This is a genomic window from Ruegeria sp. HKCCD6604, from assembly GCF_013110635.1.
Taxonomy (GTDB): domain Bacteria; phylum Pseudomonadota; class Alphaproteobacteria; order Rhodobacterales; family Rhodobacteraceae; genus Ruegeria.
In genome coordinates this window covers 175333-196806 of record NZ_WVQW01000005.1, presented here as the reverse complement: position 1 = coordinate 196806, position 21474 = coordinate 175333, and the positions used below count along the sequence as shown (strand labels likewise).

Genomic DNA, 21474 nt, shown 5'->3' with positions numbered 1-21474 from the left:
AACGCGCGATGCCTCCGGCGGGGATATTTATGGCCAGATGAAAAGCGGATCCCCTGCTTCATCTGGCTGAAAATATCCCGGGGGAATCGCACCGAACGGGCGGCGGGGGCAGAGCCCCCTGCCCGGCATCAACGCAGATGCACCGGTTGCCCATGAGGCGTCGTCAGATAAGCCTCTTCCCAGGACTCATGTAGCCCTTTTACCTCCTGAGGCGGCGCGACGCCCTGCTCGGCCAGCAACCCCTCGAGCGTTTCCAGCCATGCACGGAAATAGTCGTCGCCGCCGTCCAGCTCTCGCGCGAGCCCGTGGCGTTTCAATGTGCCCGAGAACCGTGCCGCCCAATCGGACCAATTGAACCGCCCCGCCTCGTTCAGGGCAACGGTGACGGCAAAGACCTGAGCGTGCCAGGGTTCGGCAAACACCGGTTCTGGGGCTGAATGTTCATTGCAGCCGCTCATGCCGGTTCCAGATAGCTTTGCCAGAGATCCAGAACCACTTCGTCATCCGGATGCTCCGGGCTGGCCCAAAGTTCCGAAGCGGGGAAGACCACGGCATAGATCGGTTCGGGCGCTTCGCCCAGCCCATGGGCATTGGAATCGGGCAGGACATGGGTTCCGTGCAGGCGCAGTATTCGACCCCTGGCACCGGACGCATAATTCGGCAGGCGTGTGTGCCCGCCATCCACAATGCGATTTCCCGCCGGACGGGTCGTGACCACCTGTTGACCGACAGAAAACTGCACCGCCACGTTCGAAGGTCTGTCCGCTGGCCCACCTTTGGCCAGGGCGACTGACACGGCGTCCGCCTTGAGTATCCGTTCTGCCAACGGATGCGGCCCATCCTCTCCGCCGCTGCGCAGGTCATCCAGAGAAAGAACGCCGCGTTCAACCAACAGGTCAGCCAGGCCCGAAATCCATTTCTCGTAATATGAAAACCGGGCATAGTCCTTTGGCGACAACCGTTCCCTTGCGTGGCGGGATACGTCGATATTCCACTGCCCCAGAAAGCCGGATGCAAGTGTCACCGCCAGCGCCCGTGCGTGCCAGTCTTCGGCAAAAACCGGCGCGTCCTCGGCCTCGGGATTTATCGGACCATCTCCAAAGCGGCCGCCCATATCGTGAACGCGGGTCATGAAGGGGCCTTCGGCAGGCCCGTGCCGATCATGCTGTCACGTGTCACAAGTGCGGCTAGCGCCTCCTCATCCATCCCATCAGTTCCATCGGGACGCATCGGCAGAACGAGATAGCGAACCTCGGCCGTCGAATCCCACACCCGCACCGAAGTGTCTTCAGGCAGGGTGAGGCCGAATTCGGCCAGTACCTTGCGGGGTTCACGCACCGCTCGGGCACGGTAGGCATCAGATTTGTACCAGCCCGGCGGGATACCCAGCAACGGCCAAGGATAGCAGCTGCACAAGGTGCAGACGACCATGTTGTGCCGGGTTGGCGTGTTCTCGACAACAACCATGTGTTCACCCTGGCGGCCAAAATAACCAAGATCCGCGACCATCGAGGTGGCATCTTCCAGCAGAGCGGCCTTGAAAGTTGGGTCGCTCCAGGCTTTGGCAACCACCCGCGCGCCGTTCTGCGGGCCAATCTTGTTCTGATAGGTGTCTATGATTTCGTCCAGAGCCGCCGGGTCGATCAGGCCCTTGCGGGTCAGAATCGTTTCCAGCGCTTTGACGCGCAGCGCGGGTTCGGTCGGCAAAAGGGCGTGCGGGTGGTCGTGGTCGTCATGAGGCATGGGCCGCAGCCTGCGTCACGCATCGGCGTTCTGTCCAGTCCCTTTGACGTGATATGTCATATCACGTGCGGTGATGCGAACTCCTCACTTGCCCCCGCTGGCAAACTTGCATAGATACCACGCGATACACGCCACGCTGTACAGGACCACCATGGAAAACGTCGTTCTCATCATCCACCTCCTCTTGGCCCTAGGCTTGATTGCCGTTGTTCTGATGCAGCGGTCCGAAGGCGGTGGCCTTGGCATGGGTGGCGGTGGTGGCGGAGCCATGACAGGCCGTGCAGCGGCGACGGCTTTGGGCAAACTGACCTGGATCCTCGCCGCTTGCTTCATCGTGACCTCGATCACGCTGACCATTCTGGCGGCGCAGAAATCTTCGGGCAGCTCGGTGATCGACCGTTTGGGCGTGCCGGCTCCGGCTTCAAGCGAAGAAAGTACTCCGGCAATTCCGTCGGCGGATGACCTTCTGCCGCCTGCACAGGGCGACAACGCGCCGCTGATCCCGCAGGCCGACTGACCTACAAAACCTAGAAACATGGAAGAGGACTGCAACAGCATCTTGCGGTTCTCTTGCGCTTTTGGCGCGAATCCTTTATACGTGAAGTCCCGTGATGCAGCGGTTTTTCGAAACCGTCGGGCAGCTGATTATGACGTCTCACGGGAGCAGCCGAAAAACTATGGCGCGTTTTATTTTCATCACTGGTGGTGTGGTTTCGTCCTTGGGCAAAGGACTGGCTTCGGCGGCGCTGGGCGCCTTGTTGCAGGCCCGGGGATACTCGGTACGGCTGCGCAAGCTGGACCCCTATCTGAACGTGGATCCGGGGACGATGTCGCCGTTTGAGCACGGCGAAGTGTTCGTCACCGATGATGGGGCCGAAACCGACCTGGACCTGGGCCATTACGAACGGTTCACCGGAGTGGCCGCGCGCAAGACCGACTCGGTCAGTTCGGGGCGGATCTATTCGAACGTTCTGGAAAAGGAACGCCGCGGGGATTATCTGGGCAAGACCATTCAGGTGATCCCGCACGTCACCAACGAGATCAAGGATTTCATCGCCATCGGCGAGGATGAGGTTGATTTCATGCTGTGTGAAATCGGCGGCACCGTGGGCGATATTGAGGGTCTGCCGTTTTTCGAGGCGATCCGCCAGTTCAGCCAGGACAAGCCGCGCGGGCAGTGCATTTTCATGCACCTGACACTGTTGCCTTATATCAAGGCCTCGGGCGAGCTGAAAACCAAACCGACTCAGCACTCGGTGAAGGAACTGCGCTCGATCGGTCTGGCGCCCGATATTCTGGTCTGCCGCTCGGAAGGGCCGATCCCGACCAAGGAGCGCGAGAAACTGGCGCTGTTCTGCAACGTGCGCCCCGACAGCGTGATCGCAGCGCAGGACCTGAGCACCATCTATGACGCGCCGCTGGCCTATCACCGCGAAGGTCTGGATCAGGCCGTTCTGGACGCGTTCCAGATCAGCCCTGCACCCAAACCCGATCTGGCAAAATGGGAAGACGTCAGCGACCGCATCCACAATGCCGAGGGCGAAGTGAAGGTCGCCATCGTAGGCAAGTATACGCAGCTTGAAGACGCCTATAAATCGATTGCCGAGGCGCTGACCCATGGCGGCATGGCCAACCGGGTCAAGGTCAAGGTCGAATGGGTTGACGCCGAGGTGTTCGACAACGAAGACGTCGCCCCCTATCTTGAAGGTTTCCACGCCATCCTCGTCCCCGGAGGCTTTGGCGAACGTGGCACAGAGGGCAAAATCAAGGCCGCGCAATATGCGCGCGAGCACAAAGTCCCCTATCTGGGCATCTGCCTTGGGATGCAGATGGCCGTGATCGAGGCCGCCCGAAATGCGGCTGGCATCAAGGAAGCTGGTTCGGAAGAATTCGACCACGAAGCCGGGAAGAAACGTTTTGAACCTGTCGTGTACCATCTGAAGGAATGGGTGCAGGGCAATCACAAGGTCGAACGCAAGGTCGGTGACGACAAGGGCGGCACCATGCGCCTGGGCGCTTACAATGCGGTGCTGGCAGAGGGATCGAAAGTCGCTGAAGTTTATGGCGGCACACAGATCGAGGAGCGCCACCGTCACCGCTATGAGGTGGACATCAAATACCGTGAGCAGCTTGAAAAGGCCGGGCTCAACTTCTCGGGCATGTCGCCGGACGGACGCCTGCCCGAGATCGTGGAATGGTCGGATCACCCATGGTTCATCGGCGTGCAGTACCACCCGGAACTGAAGTCCAAACCGTTCGATCCGCATCCCCTGTTCCGCGATTTCGTGCGCGCTGCGAAAGACACTTCTCGCCTGGTCTGACCCTGGGCTGTGTCGGACTGTCACCCCGCGTTGTTTTGTGCGGGCTGATCTCTTAACTGTATGTGCAAGCAGAATTTCTGCTTCGCAGGCTCAATGCCGTTCAGAGTTTCAGGAGATTTCCGATGAGCAACGCAACAACGATTACCAACCTCCAGCAAGCGCTTCATATGGAGCTGACGGCGGCGCACCAGTATCAGCTGCATGCCCATGTGCTGGAGGACTGGGGGCTGGACATCCTTGCCGAAAAAATGCGCGCTGAAATGCAGGAAGAATTGGGTCACTCCGACGCGTTCATCGAGCGTATCCTGTTCCTTGGCGGTGTGCCCGAGCTTGCGTTTCAGAAAAGTCCAGTTGCCGCGGGGTCTCTGGAAGACATGTTTGCCGCAGACCTGAAAGATGAAACCGAGGCGGTCGACTTCTATACCAAGGCCGCGTTGCAGGCCGCCGAGGTCGGCGATGTCGGGTCAAGGACCCTGTTCGAACGCATCTTGCTGGAAGAAGAAGGCCATAAAGACTGGCTGGACACTCAGCTGAACCTGTTGAAGCGTTTGGGTGAGGCCAACTTCAGCGCAAAATTCGTATCCGGCGCGGCAGAAGAAGCCTGAGGCACGCACCGCCGCTTGCCCATGCACCAGCATGGCCCGGACCATCTTGCCATGGACCGGGCCATGCGGCTACCGTCACTTCAATGTGACGCTGCCGAGCAAAAAACCTCTACTCGGTCTGCCCTCATGGGGTTAACTGTTGATCACACCACGACAGGAGAGCCCCGATGAGCGATCAATCCCAACGCGCGAAGACCTTTACCAGCCTTCACAAAAAGGGCGACCCCGTCATTCTGTTCAACATCTGGGATGCTGGCAGTGCCGGCGCGGTGCGGGATGCAGGCGCGCAAGCCATTGCAACCGGCAGTGCACCTGTTGCCATGGCACAGGGTTTTGGCGACGGTCAGAACATCCCGCTTGAGGCCGCATTGGACAATGCGCGCCGCATCGTTGCAGCGGTTGATCTTCCGGTGACACTGGATTTCGAAGGGGCATATGCCGAAGATCCACAGGGCATTGCGCAAAACGTCAAGCGTGCGCTGGATTGCGGCGTGGTAGGTTTCAACTTCGAAGATCAGATCATCGGCGGCGACGGGCTGTACGATACAGCGGTTCAGGCCAAACGCGTCGAAGCCATGCGCGCGGCCTGCGAAGACGCGGGCATACCTGCCTATGTCAACGCAAGAACCGACATTTTCCTGAAAGCCCCGGCAGAAACACATGATGAGGCCATGCTGAACGACGCCATTGCCCGTGCTTCGGCCTATGAGGCTGCGGGCGCCAGCGGTTTTTTTGCTCCGGGGCTGAAAGACGAGGCGATGATCGGCCATCTGTGCGAGCGCACGAACCTTCCGGTCAACATCATCGCCCTGCCCGGCACCCCCGGCACACCGCGTCTGGCTGAACTGGGGGTTACGCGCGTCAGCTATGGTCCGGTTCCTTATCGTCAGATGATCAAGTGGTTAACAGATCAGGCGCACGCCGCTATTCACTACCGCAACTGATCACCCTGAAGTTGTGGGATTGCAATTGCCGCCACTTCTCACCACCCTGCTTTTGAAACTGAACAGGAGGCAAGCCTGATGAAAGGCTATTGGGTTGCACATGTCGATGTGGACGACATGGACACGTACAAGACCTACATTGCTGCAAATGCGGAACCCTTTGCAGCTTATGGTGCGCGCTTTCTGACGCGCGGAGGAAAGCGCGAAGTTAAGGAAGGCGCAGCGCGCGCCCGGACCGTCGTGATCGAATTTCCCAGCTATGAGGATGCGCTTGCCTGTTACGAAAGCGAAGCATACCAGAAAGCCAAAGCACTGCGCGCCCCGGTATCGATGGGCGATCTTGTGATCATTCAGGGCTATGACGGGTAGACTAAGCTTGGCGCACCACAAAATATGGAATAATCTTTTGCCATGTTGAAAAAGTTCCTTCAGGCGCTCAGACCGCCCCAGCATGAACATCTTCCGGACCCGGATGCCGAACTTGCTCTGGGGGCGCTCATGGTGCGCGTGGCGCAGGCTGATCGGGACTACAAGCTGGAAGAGATCCGCCTGATCGACAAAATCCTGGCCCGTCTTTACCAGCACAACGCGATCGAAGCAGCCAAGGTGCGCGCCACATGCGAAAAGCTTCACGCGGCAGCACCGGATACCGATACCTTCGGCAAGCTGATCCGTGAGACCACGGATCTGAAGGAACGCCTGGCCGCTCTGGATGCGCTATGGGAAGTTGTCCTGGCAGATGGAAACACCGACGAAGGCGAGGTGAAAATCGTCGAGGAAGCCCGCGTTGCCATGGGGTTGAGCTTTAACGACAGCAAGGCTGCGCGTGAACGCGTTCAAAGCCGCTTGGATGTGAGTTAGTCGCTCGCTATATCTAACGCATGTTCAGTGAATTTCTTTCCAGGCTCACGCAGCCTCAGCCCGATCCTCTTGTCGACGATGACGCCCGCCTGGCCCTGACGGCCCTGCTGGTGCGTCTGGCACGGTCCGACAATGACTATTCCGATACCGAAATGGCCCGTATCGACCGAATTTCGGCGCAACGCTATGGCCTGTCGCCGTTCGAAAGCGCCGCCCTGCGCGCCCGCGCTGAAGATCTTGAGGCCGAGGCCCCGGACACCGTCCGCTTTACCCGAGCCATCAAAGAGGCGGTTGCCTATGAAGATCGGCTTGCGGTCGTTCAGGCACTGTGGTCCGTGGCGTTGGCCGATGGGCACCGCACAAGCGAGGAAGATTCGCTGCTGCGTCTGGTGGTCAGTCTTCTAGGCGTAAGTGACGTGGATTCCGCTTTGGCACGGCAAAAGGCTGCAAAATCGTGATTGCCATGCTGGGCATGTATGACATGCCTGCCCTGCAAGCCGCCAATGACAGGTTCTGGAACCTGATTCGCGCCCAACTTGGATCAGGCCCGGAACACCTTACCCGCGACAAAGACGTGTGGACGGTCTGGCGGGACCCAAAACTGATTCTGGCACAAACCTGTGGCATGCCGTTTCGAACCCGATTGCATGGTCACGTGCAACTGGTTGGCACCCCGGACTATGGCCTGCCCGGATGTCCCCCCGGATACTATTGCTCGGTCTTTGTGTCTCGGAATGACGACGACCGGGATCTGGCGGGGCTGAGCACAGGCGTGTTCGCGTATAATGAGAGCCTGTCCCAATCCGGCTGGGCAGCCCCGATCACACATATGACCCAAGCAAACCTGCACCCCGCCGGACTGTTGGAAACCGGCGGGCATGCGCTGTCTGCCCAAGCCGTCGCAGATGGCAAAGCGGACTTTGCCGCACTGGACATGCTGACGTGGCTGATGCTGCAACAACATAGCAATTTGGGGACCAAACTGCGCGAACTGGCAAGAACGACTCCGACTCCGACCCTGCCCTACATCACATCGATGGGTCAGAATCCGCAGGTCGTTGCAGGCGCTGTTCGGGCCGCGATTGACCAGCTTTGCGACGACGATCAACGATTGCTGCATATACGCGGGTTGATCGATATTCCCGCGGCGCACTACTTGGCTGTCCCCACTCCGGCGCCCCCCAAAGACGGCGGATCAACGACTGCCCAATTTGTCGACTGATTTTGGCCAATTTGGGTGTTTCTCCGCTTGATTCTGTCATTTGCACATTGCATTGACCTTTTTTTTCGGTCCTAGTACCGGACCAACACCACCAACCACTGGACTGCCCGTGACAGAAACTGCACCCGTTATCGAAATCAAAGACCTTCACAAAAGCTTCGGAAATCTTGAAGTGTTGAAGGGGGTCGATATCACGGCACATCGCGGTGACGTGGTATCACTGATTGGGTCGTCCGGGTCCGGCAAGTCGACGCTTCTGCGATGCTGCAATCTTCTGGAAGACAGCCAGCAAGGAGAAATCCTTTTCAAGGGTGAGCCTGTGAAATGGTCCGGGGAAAGCCACGGGCGCCGCCCCGCCGACTCCAAACAGGTTCTGCGCATACGCACCAACCTGTCGATGGTGTTTCAACAGTTCAATCTTTGGGCGCATATGACCATCCTGCAAAATGTGATGGAAGCCCCCGTGACCGTTCTGGGGCGCGACAGGGCCGAGGTGGAAGAGAGCGCGCGCAAGTATCTGGATAAGGTTGGCATCGGCGACAAATGCGACGCCTATCCGGCGCAATTGTCCGGCGGGCAGCAACAGCGCGCCGCCATCGCCCGCGGCCTGTGCATGGAACCCGAAGCCCTGCTGTTTGATGAACCGACTTCGGCTTTGGACCCTGAACTGGAACAGGAAGTGATCAAGGTGATCAAGGACTTGGCCGCCGAAGGGCGTACCATGATCATCGTGACGCATGACATGAAAATGGCCGCCGACATTTCAAGCCACGTGGTGTTCCTGCACCAGGGCCTGATCGAGGAAGAAGGCACGCCCGAAGATATCTTCACATCTCCTGAATCCGAACGGCTTCGGGGTTTTCTCTCCGCCACTCAGGCGGCTTAACTTCAAAAACAGAACCAAACTGGGGAGCAACCAATGAAAAATCTGATTCTGTCCACTGCCGCACTGGCGCTGACCGCCGGTATCGCCATGGCCGACACGGTCCGCATGGGAACCGAGGGCGCCTACCCTCCGTACAACTTCATCAATGATGCGGGCGAAATCGACGGCTTCGAGCGTGAAGTCGGCGACGAACTGTGCAAGCGCGCAAACCTGGAATGTGAATGGGTCAAGAACGACTGGGATTCGATCATTCCGAACCTGGTCTCGGGCAACTACGACACCATCATCGCGGGTATGTCGATCACCGACGAACGTGACGAAGTCATCGACTTCACCCAGAACTACTTCCCGCCTGCGGCCTCGGCCTATGTCGGTGCGTCTGCGGATGTTGATGTCACCACCGGCGTCGTTGCCGCACAGACCGCCACCATTCAGGCAGGCCACGTAGCCGAGTCGGGCGCGACTCTGGTCGAGTTTGCAACTCCGGAAGAAACCATCGCAGCCGTCCGCAACGGTGAAGCCGATGCCGTGTTTGCCGACAAGGACTTCCTGGTGCCGATCGTCGAGGAATCCGCCGGAGAGCTGGTTTTCGTGGGTGATGACGTTCCGCTGGGCGGTGGCATCGGGCTGGGCATCCGTGAATCGGATGGCGAACTGCGCGGAAAGTTCGACGAGGCGATCACCTCGATGAAAGCGGACGGTTCGTTGAACGAACTGATCATCAAGTGGTTCGGCGAAGGCGTTCCGACCTACAACGCTGACGGTTCGGTCGTTACAAACTAATCCGTATCAAGCGGTTCGGCGCGTCCATCGCGCCGAACCCTGCCCGGTGGAATAACCGGGTACGACGCTCGAAAGACGCTTCATGTTTTCCTATTGCGCTGACCCTGACACGCTTGGAACGTTCCGCTGGTTCTCCTGCTACCTGACCAACGGCGTGCACTGGTCCTTCTACCTATCGTTCCTCAAGGTGTTGGGATTGCTGGCGGTGACCGCGCCGGTCGCATTGGCGTTTGGTTTTGTTGGCGCAATGGCCGCCCGATCACATTTCCCGCCCCTGAGCTGGCTGGGCAAAGGGTATATTGCCATCGTGCGTGGTGTTCCGGACATCGCTTTCTTCCTGTTTTTCGTGATAGCCTTGGATCAGGCATTCGAATGGACGCGGCACAAGATATTGTGCCCCGAATGGACCGACCCGATCCGGCAGGGAAATGACTTTATCGTCTGTCAGGCGGCCAAGCTGCCATTGGGGACCGCACCGGAATGGGTGCATGAAACCTACGGCTTTTTCCTGGCCGTCGTTACCTTCTCAATTGTTTTCGGGGCGTTTGCGGCAAACGTTTTGTTTGGTGGAATGCGCGCCGTGCCCCACGCGCAGCTTGAAACCGCCGAAGCATATGGCATGTCCCGTCGTCAGACCTTCTGGCGCATCCTTGTGCCGCAGATGTGGGTCTATGCCCTGCCCGGCCTGTCGAATCTTTGGATGGTTCTCATCAAGGCCACTCCGCTGCTGTTCCTGCTGGGGATCGAAGACATCGTCTATTGGGCCCGCGAACTTGGCGGCACCAAGACGTCCAAGTTCACCCAATATCCGCATGGCGACTGGCGCATGTGGTACTTCCTGTTCCTGCTTGTCTTCTACCTCGGCATGACGCGCGTATCTGAACTTGGGCTTGAAAAGCTGATGCGGAAACTGTCCCACGGGCAGGCCACGTCCGGCGGTGAGCTTCTGCGCAAGGAGACCACGGCATGAGCTGCTTGCAGACGATTCAAGATTACGGCCTGCGGTCCCTGGGTATCGGCGAGCGACTACTGCCCAAAAGTGACTTCACCCTGTGCGAACAGTTCACGCTGATCGGGTCGGGGATGATCTGGAATGTCTATTTCGGGATCATGGCGCTGGCGACCGGCTTTTTTCTGGCCACGGCCCTGGCCGTCGGCAAGGCGTCAGCAAACAAATGGCTTCGCAAGCCTTCGGAATGGTTCATTTTCCTGTTTCGCGGCTCGCCCTTGTTTATCCAGTTTTTCTTCGCCTATTTCCTGTTCCTGTCGCTGAAGAAATCCAACCCGATGTTCGACGCCTTCACCTCAGCCTGGCTGGGGGCGCTGATCGTGCTGTTCCTCAACACCGCAGCCTATTCGGGCGAGATCTTTTACGGAGCGCTAAGGTCCATTCCCAAGGGCGATATCGAAGCCGCAGATGCCTATGGCATGTCAGGCTGGGCCCGTTTTCGCCGGATCGTCTGGCCCACCATGTTGCGGCTTGCCTGGCCTGCCTACACAAACGAAGCGATCTTTCTTTTCCACGCAACAACGCTGGTCTTCTTTTCAGCCTTCCCGGCATGGCAGCAACGCGGAGACGCCCTGTATTACGCCAGTTACTTTGCAGACAAGACGTTCAACCCGTTCATCCCATACCCGATACTGGCGTTCTATTTCATCCTGCTGACGCTGGTGATTGTCGGGGGCTTTGGCCTGATCAATAAACGCCTGAACCGGCACCTGCCGGTCGCAAAACGGGCCAAGATGCGGTTCAAACTGAACCTGGCGCGCTGAGTTTCGGCGCGCCAGTCACGTCTGGACACCAAACCAAATCAACGCCAATCACCGCGCGCCCGCGCGCTTTACAGCACATTCAAAAGGGGAGAAGTGGTACCGCCTCCCTGGCTTGAACAGGGGACCTCTGGATCCACAATCCAGCGCTCTAACCAACTGAGCTAAGGCGGCACTCGTGAGGGGCGATGTACCGAACACGCCCGCGGAATGCAAGAGCATTAAAGCCGAAATTTCCAGCTTTGTTCGACAAGATCGACACCGAAGGAATGCACCGCTTTGCTGTCTGTCAATTCCCAGCCGGACGCCTTGTAAAGTGCGCAGGCGGCGGTATGGCTTTCGTGCGTCCACAGAACCATTTCTTTGTATCCTGCCCCGCGTGCGAAGGCAGTGCATGCTTGCAACAGGCGCTTTCCCAGCCCCAGCCCTCGTGCTTGCGGGACAAGCAGAAACAGCCGCAACTTGGCGGTATTCCGGTCAACAGCAACGCAGAAAATACTGCCCAGACGCTGCCCGTCCTGCTCGGCGATCCAGCCTCTTTCAAGCTCGGGGTCACTGTTGGCCATGAAGTCGTCAAGGATGCTGGCCACTAGGGGCGCAAAGCTGTCATCAAACCCTTCGTCGCGCGCATAAAGCAGACCGTGCTGTTCAACCAGCCACGCGGCGTCATCGGGGTGAAAGGGTCTGAGAACGGCGTCTTCCATATCTCATCTGACCGCAAAGGTGACTTGATTCTCAACCCCGTGCGCGCTAGCAGGAACGCTCAGTCTCGGAGGCACAGATGGGCATCAATACCGAACGCGACATTCAGGCAAACCTGCAAATCGGTCCGACCGATCAGGGTATGGTCCGACTGTTCATCGAAGCTGACGGCATCGAAATACCGATGGATTTTGACCCGGAAGAAGCAGCAGAAATCGCCGACGAAATTCGTGCTGCGGTACAAGCCGCCCTTGCCGTCAAAGGTTGACCTTACAGCCTGGGATCCCGAAGCGCGTGCAAACGGCGCGCGGCATCCGTTGCAAATTTCTGGATCATCTTCTTGCGCCGCGCCGGTGCGATTTTGTCCTCGGGCGCCATGCGCACGATTTCCGCATCATAGGCATCGGCGATGATCAGGCCTGTTTCATCAGGCAACAGATCGGTCGGGAATTCTGTATCGACGGCCCAAAAGAAGCGGTCACACCATTCCAAATAGCCCTGCCATTTCGAATCCGACTGATAATCGGCACGGCTGGATTTGCATTCAATCACCCACAACTCACCCTTTGGCCCCAGCCCCATCACGTCAACGCGCAACCCGCGCGCAGGTACGAATTCCTCCACAGAAACAAAGCCATGGGCCGCAAGATGCCGCGCGACGCCACGTGCCAGTCTCTGTCCAGGTTGCAGATCCAAAGTCATAGCTGAAAATGTGAACAATTAGCGAACAAAAGTAAAGCGCCTTTGCGTCTTGACATAGTACCTTTTGGTATTACATTCATATGACGCCAAAAGGTACTATTTCTGGGGTTGCTTATGGAGAACCAAACTCAAAACGCGTTTCGCGCGCTGGCCGATCCCACACGCCGGAACATCGTGCGACTGCTCTCGTCACAGGACATGACGATCGGGCAGTTGACGGACCGGTTCGACATGACCCGCGCTGCGGTCAAAAAACACCTGACGATTCTGTCCGACGGTGGGTTGATCACAGTCGAAGCGCGCGGCCGGGAACGCATCAATCGACTTGAACCACAGGGTATGGCCCCGGTGCTCGACTGGCTCAGCTATTTTGACCAGTTCTGGGACGATCGCCTCAACTCTCTCAAGGAAGCCATTGAAAGGAAACAAAATGACTGATGCCGTATTGAAGAAATCGATTTTCCTCAGGGCGGAACCGGAAACCGTTTGGGCATATCTGACGGAACCTGAGCATTTGGCGGAATGGTTCCACAAACCTGAAAGAACACTGGCAGAAGGTCAGAAGCTTGAGATGTTCGGCACGACAAGCGGCGACTTGCTGATCTGGGGAGAGGTCCGTGTCGCCCGCCCCCCAAAATATCTTGAACACACCTTCACCGTCAAACCGATGGGAGACGCTGTCAGCGTGGTCAAATGGACATTGGAGCCGGTCTCGGGCGGCACACGTCTTGAGCTTGTGCACGAAGGATTGCCGCAAGGCGTCGCAGCATTTGATCTGATCCTGGCCCTGGACAAAGGATGGGATGAACATTTCGGCAAGTTGCGTGTGGCATTGCACGAAACTGTTGACGCCTGACCTCTTGCGCGAACCCGTCAGACACCCTACTTAAGCGCGTGGCGGGTTCTGCCCTTCTTGTGACAGGTAGCATTCTGGTGGCCTTAAGCAATTCCGAGGGGGCTGGCTCTGTTCAGGTCCTGGCCTGATTACCCGGCGCCCACCTGTACATACAGGTCCTCGGGAATCAAACCGCACGGTTGACTGGTGGTCCCGCCGCACTTTCCCTGAAATATCAGCGCCCTGCGTGGGCTTCCTGTTTCACGGTTGCCGGCTCGAAGCTGTGTGCGACCGGTGTTCCCCGACGCGGCCCCTGCGGCTTTTCCGCCATGCTCATGATCTTGTACGCGAACTGAACGCCGGCAAAGACGATGCCGTTCATGAACCAGATCATCACCAACGCTATCAGGCCGATTTCCGACCCGGTGATCAGATGCCGAAGGTTCGCGACGTTCAGCGCCAAGAGCACCCCGACAAACACGGCCGAAATGACAAAACCCCAGGCGACTTGCGTGATATACAGGCGGATCAGTTTGGGCATGGCGAACCTCCTTGCGCTTCGAAAACAATGCTAGCGCATGTCTGGTTCAGGTAAACGTGTCAGAACGCCTCGGGCTGGGCCTCGCGCGCCATGTGATCCAGCACGGCATTGACGAATTTTGGTTCCTTACCCTCAGGGAAAAATGCACGTGCCACATCGACAAACTCGGTGATCACCACCTTGGGCGGTGTGCCGCTTTGGGTCAGTTCCGCACCCGCCGCGCGAAACAGCGCGCGCAGGGTCGGGTCGATGCGCGCGATCGGCCATTTCGCCACCAGCGCGCGGTCGGTCATCTGGTCGATCGGCGCCTGATAGTTCACCGCGTCATCCACCAGCTTGCGGAACAGCGTGCTGTCGCCCTCGAGCATCTCGTCGCCCTCGTAGACCGCGCCGAACCGGTGGTCCAGAAACTCGTTGACCACCTGCTCGGTCGTCTGGCCCGACTGTTCCATCTGGAACAGCGCCTGCACGGCATAAAGCCGCGCTGCGGATTTCATCAGGCGTTTCCGGTTTGCCGGTTTCGGCGTGTCTGTCTGGGTCATGCTGTCGTTGATCCGTTGCTGTCGCCCGCCACCATGATGGACTCGGACGGCGGCTTGAATCCGACGCCCTTTTTCGAAGCGCCCCACTTACGGCTGAGCGCGATCAGATGCAAGGCCGCAGCGGCCGCGCCGCCCCCTTTATTCATCTTTTCGGGGTTGGCGCGGACTTCGGCCTGCTCGTCATTCTCGACCGTCAGGATGCCGTTGCCGATGCACAGCCCCTGTAGGCCCAGCAGCTGGATCGCGCGGCTGGAGTCGTTGCAGACGGTTTCGTAATGCGTGGTCTCACCGCGGATGACGCAGCCAAGCGCGACATAGCCGTCAAAGTTGCACTGTCGGTCGGCCATGGCGATGGCCGTGGGAATTTCCAGCGCGCCGGGCACTTCGACCACTTCGCAGGTGCCGCCAGCCGCTTCGATCTCGGCCGTGGCACCCGCAATCAGGTTGTCGGCGATCGAGCGGTAGAACGGAGCGGCCACGATCAGCAGTTTCACCGGCTTGTCGAAGCTGGGTGTCGGCAGAATTCCGTGTTTGTCTTGTTCAGCCATGTTCAGTCTTCCTTCAGAATCGAGCGGGTGCCGACGATGGACAGGCCAAACGCGTCCAGCCCAAGATACACCGTTTCAGGAGAGTCGGTCAGAAGCACCAGTTCCTGAATCCCCATCTTGGACAGGATCTGCGCCCCCAGACCGGTTTGCTTGATGGTGCGCGGGCCTTCATCCTCGACCGCATACAACGAGTTGCGCGGCTGGCGGAACAGGCAGACCACTCCGCGGCCCTCTTCGGCGATCTTTTCCATCGCGCGCGGCAACTCGCGCGATGATTTCGGGCCAAGCCCCAGGATATCCGGCGCTTCGTGCAGGGCGTGCGTGCGCGTCAGAACGGGCTCGGGCGTGGTGATGTCGCCTTTGATCATGACAACATGTTCAATGCCGTGGGTCTGATCGGTGAAAATCCGCATTTCCCACTCACCGCCGTATTCCGAGGTGACTGTTTGACGAGAAGTCTCGACAACCAGATTGTCATTGCGCGCCCGATAGCTGATCAGGTCGCTGATCGTGCCGATTTTCATGTTGTGCTTTTTGGCGAACTCGACCAGATCCGGCAGGCGCGCCATGGTTCCGTCTGCATTCATGATCTCGCAGATCACGCCTGACGGGTTTAGCCCGGCAAGGCGCGAGATATCCACGGCGGCCTCGGTATGGCCTGCGCGCACCAGCACCCCGCCCCGCTTTGCCCGCAACGGAAAGACATGGCCTGGGGTGGCGATATGCGCCATCGTATTCTGTTCATTTATTGCGGTCGCCACGGTCAGCGCCCGGTCGGCGGCTGAAATCCCGGTGCTGACACCTTCGCGCGCCTCAATCGATACGGTGAAAGCCGTCTCGTGCCGGGACGAGTTGTTCACGGCCATCATCGGCAGCCCCAGCGCATCTATCCGTTCCGCCGTCATCGGCAAACAGATCAGACCGCGCCCGTGGGTGGCCATGAAGTTGATCGCCTCGGCATCCGCAAACTCGGCCGGAATCACCAGATCGCCTTCGTTTTCACGATCTTCGTGATCGACCAGAATGTACATCCGGCCTGCGCGCGCTTCTTCGATGATTTCTTCGATCGGGCTGATCGCGTCACGCAACTGGGCCTCGACCGGTCCGGGGGTTTCAAAGCTCATGGGGCAGCCTTTCACATGGCAGGTTTGCTCGGCGGAATAGACCACTGAGGGCGCAAAGACCAGTCCACAAACGGCGCAGGTGCTTTCCGACGCGACGTATCAGGACATCTCGGCCAGACGCGCGACGTACCGGGCCAACGTATCGATCTCAAGATTGACGCGATCGCCCACACCCACATCGCCCCAGGTCGTGACTTCCTTGGTGTGAGGGATGAAATTGATGCCAAACTCGCAATCATTCACGTCATTGACCGTCAGCGATGTCCCGTTCAGCGCAACCGACCCTTTGGGCGCTATGAACCGGGCCAGTTCCTTCGGTGCGCGCAAGGTGACACGCGTGCTGTCGCCTTCATCCTCGACCGCGACCACTTCGGCCACGCCATCCACATGACCCGAAACAATGTGACCGCCCAGTTCATCGCCGACTTTCAGCGCACGTTCCAGATTGACACGCTTGCCGACGGCCCATGTATCAAGGTTGGTCTTCGAAACCGTCTCGGCGCTGATCTGAACATCATACCAATCGTCGCCCAGCGCGATCACCGTCAGACACACACCATCACTGGCGATCGAAGCACCGATATCGATACTGGCCGTGTCATAGGCCGTCTTGATCCGGGCACGCAGATCCCCCTGCTGTTCCAGCTCGGTGACGGTGCCGATGTCGGTGACGATCCCTGTGAACATTCCGTTAACCCTCAGTTCCTAACCTGTGCCTGCTATTCACCGTCGAGGTAAGCCCAATGGGCCGCGCGGGCAAGCCCCGCCTTGCCGTACAAGGCCCAAACAGGCATAGTTTCCGCAACAAAAAACAAAAGAGCAGTCCAGATGCCGCAAATGCCTTCAGGCTCAGACAAACGGGTCTTCCTGTTTCTTCAGGGACCTCACGGGCCGTTTTTCTCAACACTCGGGCGGATGTTGCGTGCCACGGGGGCACAGGTCTGGCGGGTTGGGTTCAATGCGGGGGATCAGGCGTTCTGGTTCGACAAGGCAAGTTTCATCGCATTCCGGAACAGGCCCGACGATTGGCCCGAGACATTGAACAGGTTGATTGCCGACAAGGGCGTCACGGATATCGTTCTTTATGGCGACACGAGACCGGTCCACGCCCGCGCAGTTGAGATTGCGAAGTCTCAAGGGCTGACAATTCACGTTTTCGAAGAAGGCTACCTGCGGCCCTGGTGGGTCACGTACGAGCGGGACGGGTCAAACGGGCATTCGCGCCTGATGTCACTGGATGTCGACCAGATGCGGCAGGCTCTGGCCCGCTCGGACAGCAAAACGCCCCCGCCACCGTCGCATTGGGGGGATATGCGGCAACACATATTCTACGGTGCCCTCTATCATTGGTTCGTCATGTTCCTGAAAAAGAGATACCGCAATTTCCGGCCGCATCGTGATCTGTCGGTTTCACAGGAATTCCGGTTGTATTTCAAACGCTTGATGCTGATGCCAGTTCATCGCCTGCAACGCAGCGTTGCCACGGCGCGCGTCAGATGGGGGGGCTTCCCCTATCACCTCGTGCTGCTGCAACTCGGGCATGACAGTTCGGTTCAGGCCCATTCCGAATTCTCTTGCATGTCCGATTTTCTGGAACTGGTCATCGCAGGATTCGCGCAAGGCGCACCGGCGCATCACAGGCTGGTTGTAAAAGAGCACCCTTTGGAAAACCACCGTGAACCATTGCACCTTCGCGCCATGGAGATTGCCAGGAAACACGGGGTGCAGAACCGTGTTCACTATGTCCCCGGCGGAAAACTGGCAGGTTTGCTGGATGAGGCGAACTCGGCCGTCACCGTGAATTCCACTGCGGGGCAGCAGGTCTTGTGGCGGGGTATTCCGCTGCGTATTTTGGGACGTTCGGTTTATGACAAGACCGACTTCGTATCACAGCAGTCGATCGCCGCATTTTTTGCTGAACCAGACGCGCCGGATGTCGACGCCTATCGCTGTTACCGGCAATTCCTGCTGGAAACCAGCCAGGTTCCGGGCGGGTATTATTCCCGGCGCGGCAGGCGGCAGTTGCTGCGCCGCGCTGTGGACATGATGCTCAGCAGCAGTGACCCTTATCAGGCCCTTCTGAACAAGAACGAGGCACCGACGCCACAGTTGAAAATCGTCGAGCAATTCGGGCGCCCTGTGACTGGAAGTTGAGCTGCTTCTTGGCTAATCTTCCCGCAACAACAAAAGACTGAGGATATCCGGCAGTGCAATTCTCTCCTAAGCGATGGATGCGGGGGGTTTCCCTTGTGGCCGCAATCGGCTTGATGGCGGCCTGCCAACTTCCGAAATCCGGGCCGAACAAGACCGAAATTCTGGCGGGCGCAGTCCAGAATGGCGGCAACGCGTTTGTCGTCGAAGTCGATGACCGCGTGACACGCCTTGCATCCGCCGTGCCTCAGTTTGGCTTTTCGTCCTCGTTCAGCAGCGCCCAGGCCTTGACCGCCGACACTGTCCGCCCCGGTGACGTGCTGGGCCTGACCATATGGGAAAACGTGGACGACGGGTTGCTGTCCGGCGAAACCGGTGCGGCGACCATTCTGGACGAAGTTCAGGTCGACAGCGATGGTTTCATTTTCGTCCCCTATGCGGGTCGGATTCGGGCCGCGGGCAACACGCCCGAACAGCTTCGCGTTTTGATTACGAACAAGCTGCGGGAACAGACACCCGACCCACAGATCGAAGTGCGGCGTGTTGCGGGTGACGGTTCCACCGTCTCGCTGACGGGTACAGTCGCAACCCCCGGCATCTATCCGATCGAACGCCCAACCCGTTCCCTGCTTGGCATGCTGTCCAAGGCGGGCGGGGTCTCAGTAGCGTCGGATATCGCACTGGTGACATTGATCCGAGGGGATCAAAAGGGCACCGTCTGGTACGAAGATCTGTTCCGCAACCCGAAACTGGACGTCGCTTTGCGTGGCGGCGACCGCATTTTGGTGGAAGAAGACAGCAGATCATACATAGCTCTCGGCGCGACCGGGGGTCAGTCTCGCGTGGCCTTTGACAGTCAGGACCTTACTGCGTTGGAAGCTTTGGCTCAGGTCGGTGGTCTGCTAACGCTGTCCTCTGATCCAACCGGCATTTTCATTCTGCGAAAAGAGCGCCAGGACATCGCGCGCAGCATCACCGGACGCGCCGACCTGAAGGGGGATCAACGCATGATCTACCTGCTGAACCTGACGGCCCCCAACGGCCTGTTCATCGCGCGGGATTTCGTGATCCGCGACGACGATACGATTTATGTGACCGAAGCACCCTATGCACAGTGGAGCAAATCGATCTCGCTGATCGCTGGTGGTCTGACCCCCATCGCAAACGTCGCCACGCTGACCGGCAACTGATGCATGGTACCCGATCCGGACAGCGCAGCCGGGGCCGAGCGCACCCGGCTGTTCGTCTACAACGGCGGGTTTCTTACGCAAAAACGCCTGAGACGGATTCTGACGCTTGCCGGATATGACATTCGTCTGGGTCTTCCCAAGGATGGCGATTGCGTGGGCATATGGGGCAACAGCCCGACCGCGTATCGGGGCCTGCGCATCGCCGAAAAACACCGTGCACCCGTTCTGCGGGTCGAGGATGCCTTTCTCAGGTCTCTGCACCCGGGGCGCGCCGGTGAACCGCCCTTGGGTCTTTTGCTGGACCGTTCAGGCCCGCATTTCGATGCGGCAGAACCTTCCGACCTTGAGAAGCTGCTGAACACTGATCCCTTGGACGACACCGCGCTGCTGAACCGCGCACGCGCGGCGATGGAGCGGGTCAGGGAATTGCACCTCAGCAAGTATTCCGCGTTTGACCTCGACCTTGTCGCACCTGATCCCGGTTATGTACTGGTCATCGATCAGACGGTTGGCGATGCCGCCGTCACGGCAAGCGGTGCCGATCGTGCCCGTTTTCTTGAAATGCTTGTGGTCGCGCAGGAGGAAAACCCAGGCGCGCGCATTCTGATCAAGACACATCCAGAAACGATGGCAGGTCATCGTCAGGGATATTTCACCGATCAGAACCTGTCAGACCGGGTCACGTGGTTTGACCAGCCCATCAGCCCCTGGCCCCTGCTTGAGGGTGCCGTTGCGGTTTATACCGTTTCCTCGCAGCTGGGCTTTGAAGCAATCCTGGTCGGTCACAAACCGCGCGTTTTCGGCCAACCGTTCTATGCCGGCTGGGGCCTGACGCAGGATGAATTCCCAGTCCAACGCCGACAGCGCAACCTGACGCGCGCGCAACTGTTCGCGGCCGCTATGCTGCTTTACCCGACCTGGTACGACCCCTTTCGCGATCAGCTCTGCGAACTGGAAACGGTTCTGGACATTTTGGAGGCGCAGACCCGCGCATGGCAGCAGGACAGGCACGGTTGGACGGCCGCCGGTATGCGTCTGTGGAAACGCAGGCACATGCAACAGATTTTCGGGCGGCATGGCAAGTTGCGCTTTACGGCCACACAGCCTGATGCCTCGGATCGCCCGCACATGGTCTGGGCCAGTCAGGCGCGCGACAGCGAAGGGGCCGTTCGTGTGGAAGACGGTTTTTTGCGTTCCCGCGGACTTGGGGCGGCGCTTGTTCCGCCCCTATCCCTGGTAACCGACGAAATCGGCATCTACTATGACCCCACAAAGCCCAGCCAGTTGGAAAACCTGATCAGCGAGCGTGCAACATTGCGCCCGGATCAGGAATTGCGCGCTGAACGGCTTGTTGAGCGATTGCTGGCCGATGGTTTGAGCAAATACAACACGGGCCAATCCGCGCCGGTTCTACCCCATGGGCACCGAATTCTGGTGCCCGGACAGGTTGAAGATGACGCCTCGATCCTGCTGGGCACCAACACGGTGCGCAGCAATCTGGACTTGCTGAAAACGGCGCGCGAAGCCAACCCCGATGCAATCCTGATCTACAAACCGCACCCCGATGTCGAAGCCGGTTTGCGGGATGGCCAGATAGACGCAGAGTCACTTGCGGACCTTGTCGTGACCCGAACTGACCCTGCCTCGCTGCTGACGCAGGTGGACGAGGTGTGGACGATGACATCGCTATTGGGGTTCGAGGCATTGTTGCGCGGGGTGAGGGTCACGACCCTGGGCGCGCCCTTCTATGCGGGATGGGGCCTGACCACCGATCTGGATGCCGTCCCCGTCAGGCGAGGTGCACGGCCGTCGCTGATGGGTTTGGTGCACGCCACCTTGATTGACTATCCACGCTATTTCGATCCGATCACCAGACAACCCTGCCCTGTCGAAGTGGCTGTTGAACGCTTGGCGCTGGGGCATTCGGCACCGTCCGGTCCGTTCAACCGGTTTCTGTCAAAGCTTCAGGGCGCGTTCGCAACGCACGCTCATCTTTGGCGTTGA

General features: G+C 58.8%; 28 protein-coding genes and 1 tRNA gene. 18 read left to right on the top strand and 11 right to left on the bottom strand.

The genetic code is table 11. The features are described from left to right. Positions 1–128 precede the first annotated feature (128 nt). Genes GS614_RS13980 through nthA form a run of 3 tightly spaced genes read right to left on the bottom strand, consistent with a single transcriptional unit; the run spans position 129 to position 1743 of the window. Positions 129–458, bottom strand: a complete 330-nt coding sequence (locus tag GS614_RS13980; RefSeq protein ID WP_171170569.1) for a nitrile hydratase accessory protein — start codon at positions 456–458, stop codon at positions 129–131. Beyond that, positions 455–1132, bottom strand: coding sequence for a nitrile hydratase subunit beta (gene nthB / locus GS614_RS13975; RefSeq protein WP_171726591.1), 678 nt, complete (start codon positions 1130–1132; stop codon positions 455–457). The genes GS614_RS13980 and nthB overlap by 4 nt, the downstream gene beginning before the upstream one ends. Next, positions 1129–1743 (bottom strand): nitrile hydratase subunit alpha, encoded by a 615-nt coding sequence (gene nthA, locus GS614_RS13970; RefSeq protein WP_171119550.1) that lies wholly within the window; start codon positions 1741–1743, stop codon positions 1129–1131. Before nthA ends, nthB begins: the two co-directional genes overlap by 4 nt. A 151-nt stretch (positions 1744–1894) precedes the next feature. Here nthA and secG point away from each other — a divergent pair, with 151 nt between their 5' ends. The 12 genes from secG to GS614_RS13910 all read left to right on the top strand — a co-directional run bounded on the left by secG (position 1895) and on the right by GS614_RS13910 (position 11138). After that, on the top strand, positions 1895–2260 hold the full coding sequence (gene secG, locus GS614_RS13965; protein ID WP_152457575.1) for a preprotein translocase subunit SecG: 366 nt from the start codon (positions 1895–1897) through the stop codon (positions 2258–2260). A 160-nt stretch (positions 2261–2420) separates the two neighbouring features. Continuing rightward, entirely contained in the window at positions 2421–4064 is a 1644-nt protein-coding gene (locus GS614_RS13960; protein WP_152457574.1) for a CTP synthase, read from the top strand. Between the two features lie 122 nt (positions 4065–4186). Then, the gene (locus GS614_RS13955; RefSeq protein WP_152457573.1) at positions 4187–4669 is read left to right on the top strand and encodes a bacterioferritin; all 483 of its coding nucleotides are present in this window, start codon (positions 4187–4189) and stop codon (positions 4667–4669) included. A 167-nt stretch (positions 4670–4836) separates the two neighbouring features. Continuing rightward, entirely contained in the window at positions 4837–5613 is a 777-nt protein-coding gene (locus GS614_RS13950) for an isocitrate lyase/phosphoenolpyruvate mutase family protein (RefSeq protein WP_171726590.1), read from the top strand. 75 nt (positions 5614–5688) lie between these two features. After that, positions 5689–5982: a DUF1330 domain-containing protein gene (locus GS614_RS13945; RefSeq protein WP_152457571.1), complete on the top strand. Its 294-nt coding sequence runs from the start codon at positions 5689–5691 to the stop codon at positions 5980–5982. A 42-nt stretch (positions 5983–6024) separates the two neighbouring features. After that, on the top strand, positions 6025–6474 hold the full coding sequence (locus GS614_RS13940) for a TerB family tellurite resistance protein (protein ID WP_152457570.1): 450 nt from the start codon (positions 6025–6027) through the stop codon (positions 6472–6474). Positions 6475–6494: 20 nt separating this feature from the next. Further along, on the top strand, positions 6495–6932 hold the full coding sequence (locus GS614_RS13935) for a TerB family tellurite resistance protein (protein WP_171119546.1): 438 nt from the start codon (positions 6495–6497) through the stop codon (positions 6930–6932). Positions 6933–6937: 5 nt separating this feature from the next. After that, positions 6938–7696, top strand: coding sequence for a phosphate/phosphite/phosphonate ABC transporter substrate-binding protein (locus GS614_RS13930; RefSeq protein ID WP_216597811.1), 759 nt, complete (start codon positions 6938–6940; stop codon positions 7694–7696). A gap of 109 nt (positions 7697–7805) precedes the next feature. After that, on the top strand, positions 7806–8582 hold the full coding sequence (locus tag GS614_RS13925) for an ABC transporter ATP-binding protein (protein ID WP_152457567.1): 777 nt from the start codon (positions 7806–7808) through the stop codon (positions 8580–8582). Positions 8583–8615: 33 nt separating this feature from the next. Continuing rightward, entirely contained in the window at positions 8616–9365 is a 750-nt protein-coding gene (locus GS614_RS13920; protein ID WP_171170557.1) for a transporter substrate-binding domain-containing protein, read from the top strand. Positions 9366–9447: 82 nt separating this feature from the next. After that, entirely contained in the window at positions 9448–10335 is an 888-nt protein-coding gene (locus GS614_RS13915; protein WP_171170555.1) for an ABC transporter permease, read from the top strand. Then, complete coding sequence (locus GS614_RS13910; protein ID WP_152457564.1) at positions 10332–11138, top strand: ABC transporter permease; 807 nt, start codon at positions 10332–10334, stop codon at positions 11136–11138. The genes GS614_RS13915 and GS614_RS13910 overlap by 4 nt, the downstream gene beginning before the upstream one ends. Before the next feature lie 94 nt (positions 11139–11232). Here GS614_RS13910 and GS614_RS13905 read toward each other — a convergent pair. Together GS614_RS13905 and GS614_RS13900 are read right to left on the bottom strand one after the other, a co-directional pair. Beyond that, positions 11233–11309 (bottom strand) — tRNA-His (locus GS614_RS13905). Between the two features lie 47 nt (positions 11310–11356). Further along, on the bottom strand, positions 11357–11839 hold the full coding sequence (locus GS614_RS13900) for a GNAT family N-acetyltransferase (protein ID WP_171206891.1): 483 nt from the start codon (positions 11837–11839) through the stop codon (positions 11357–11359). 77 nt (positions 11840–11916) lie between these two features. Between GS614_RS13900 and GS614_RS13895 the strand changes: the two genes are divergently transcribed. Next, positions 11917–12105 carry a DUF6324 family protein gene (locus GS614_RS13895; protein WP_171206892.1) on the top strand — a complete coding sequence of 63 codons (189 nt, stop codon included), beginning with the start codon at positions 11917–11919 and terminating at the stop codon, positions 12103–12105. Between the two features lie 2 nt (positions 12106–12107). On the opposite strand, the gene GS614_RS13890 is transcribed toward GS614_RS13895, so the two are convergent. Further along, positions 12108–12539, bottom strand: a complete 432-nt coding sequence (locus GS614_RS13890) for an MmcB family DNA repair protein (RefSeq protein ID WP_152457561.1) — start codon at positions 12537–12539, stop codon at positions 12108–12110. A gap of 114 nt (positions 12540–12653) precedes the next feature. On the opposite strand from GS614_RS13890, the gene GS614_RS13885 reads away from it, so the two are divergent. Together GS614_RS13885 and GS614_RS13880 are read left to right on the top strand one after the other, a co-directional pair. After that, positions 12654–12977 (top strand): helix-turn-helix transcriptional regulator, encoded by a 324-nt coding sequence (locus GS614_RS13885; protein WP_152457560.1) that lies wholly within the window; start codon positions 12654–12656, stop codon positions 12975–12977. Then, complete coding sequence (locus GS614_RS13880) at positions 12970–13395, top strand: SRPBCC domain-containing protein (protein WP_171170550.1); 426 nt, start codon at positions 12970–12972, stop codon at positions 13393–13395. The genes GS614_RS13885 and GS614_RS13880 overlap by 8 nt, the downstream gene beginning before the upstream one ends. Positions 13396–13609: 214 nt before the next feature. Here the strand turns inward: GS614_RS13880 and GS614_RS13875 are convergent, their stop codons facing one another. The 5 genes from GS614_RS13875 to GS614_RS13855 form a co-directional block, all read right to left on the bottom strand. Beyond that, a complete protein-coding gene (locus GS614_RS13875) occupies positions 13610–13915 on the bottom strand; it encodes a hypothetical protein (protein ID WP_171170548.1) in 306 nt (101 codons plus the stop codon). Positions 13916–13974: 59 nt separating this feature from the next. Next, entirely contained in the window at positions 13975–14457 is a 483-nt protein-coding gene (gene nusB / locus GS614_RS13870; protein ID WP_171119535.1) for a transcription antitermination factor NusB, read from the bottom strand. Then, positions 14454–15005 (bottom strand): 6,7-dimethyl-8-ribityllumazine synthase, encoded by a 552-nt coding sequence (locus GS614_RS13865; protein ID WP_171726589.1) that lies wholly within the window; start codon positions 15003–15005, stop codon positions 14454–14456. Before GS614_RS13865 ends, nusB begins: the two co-directional genes overlap by 4 nt. A gap of 2 nt (positions 15006–15007) precedes the next feature. Next, positions 15008–16129: a 3,4-dihydroxy-2-butanone-4-phosphate synthase gene (gene ribB / locus GS614_RS13860; protein ID WP_171726588.1), complete on the bottom strand. Its 1122-nt coding sequence runs from the start codon at positions 16127–16129 to the stop codon at positions 15008–15010. Positions 16130–16228: 99 nt separating this feature from the next. Further along, complete coding sequence (locus tag GS614_RS13855; RefSeq protein WP_171328869.1) at positions 16229–16816, bottom strand: riboflavin synthase; 588 nt, start codon at positions 16814–16816, stop codon at positions 16229–16231. A gap of 150 nt (positions 16817–16966) precedes the next feature. Between GS614_RS13855 and GS614_RS13845 the strand changes: the two genes are divergently transcribed. Genes GS614_RS13845 through GS614_RS13835 form a run of 3 tightly spaced genes read left to right on the top strand, consistent with a single transcriptional unit; the run spans position 16967 to position 21474 of the window. Then, positions 16967–18283 (top strand): capsule biosynthesis protein, encoded by a 1317-nt coding sequence (locus GS614_RS13845; protein ID WP_371809402.1) that lies wholly within the window; start codon positions 16967–16969, stop codon positions 18281–18283. Positions 18284–18336: 53 nt separating this feature from the next. Then, complete coding sequence (locus GS614_RS13840) at positions 18337–19470, top strand: polysaccharide biosynthesis/export family protein (protein ID WP_152457552.1); 1134 nt, start codon at positions 18337–18339, stop codon at positions 19468–19470. Positions 19471–19473: 3 nt separating this feature from the next. Further along, positions 19474–21474, top strand: coding sequence for a capsular polysaccharide biosynthesis protein (locus GS614_RS13835; RefSeq protein ID WP_171726586.1), 2001 nt, complete (start codon positions 19474–19476; stop codon positions 21472–21474).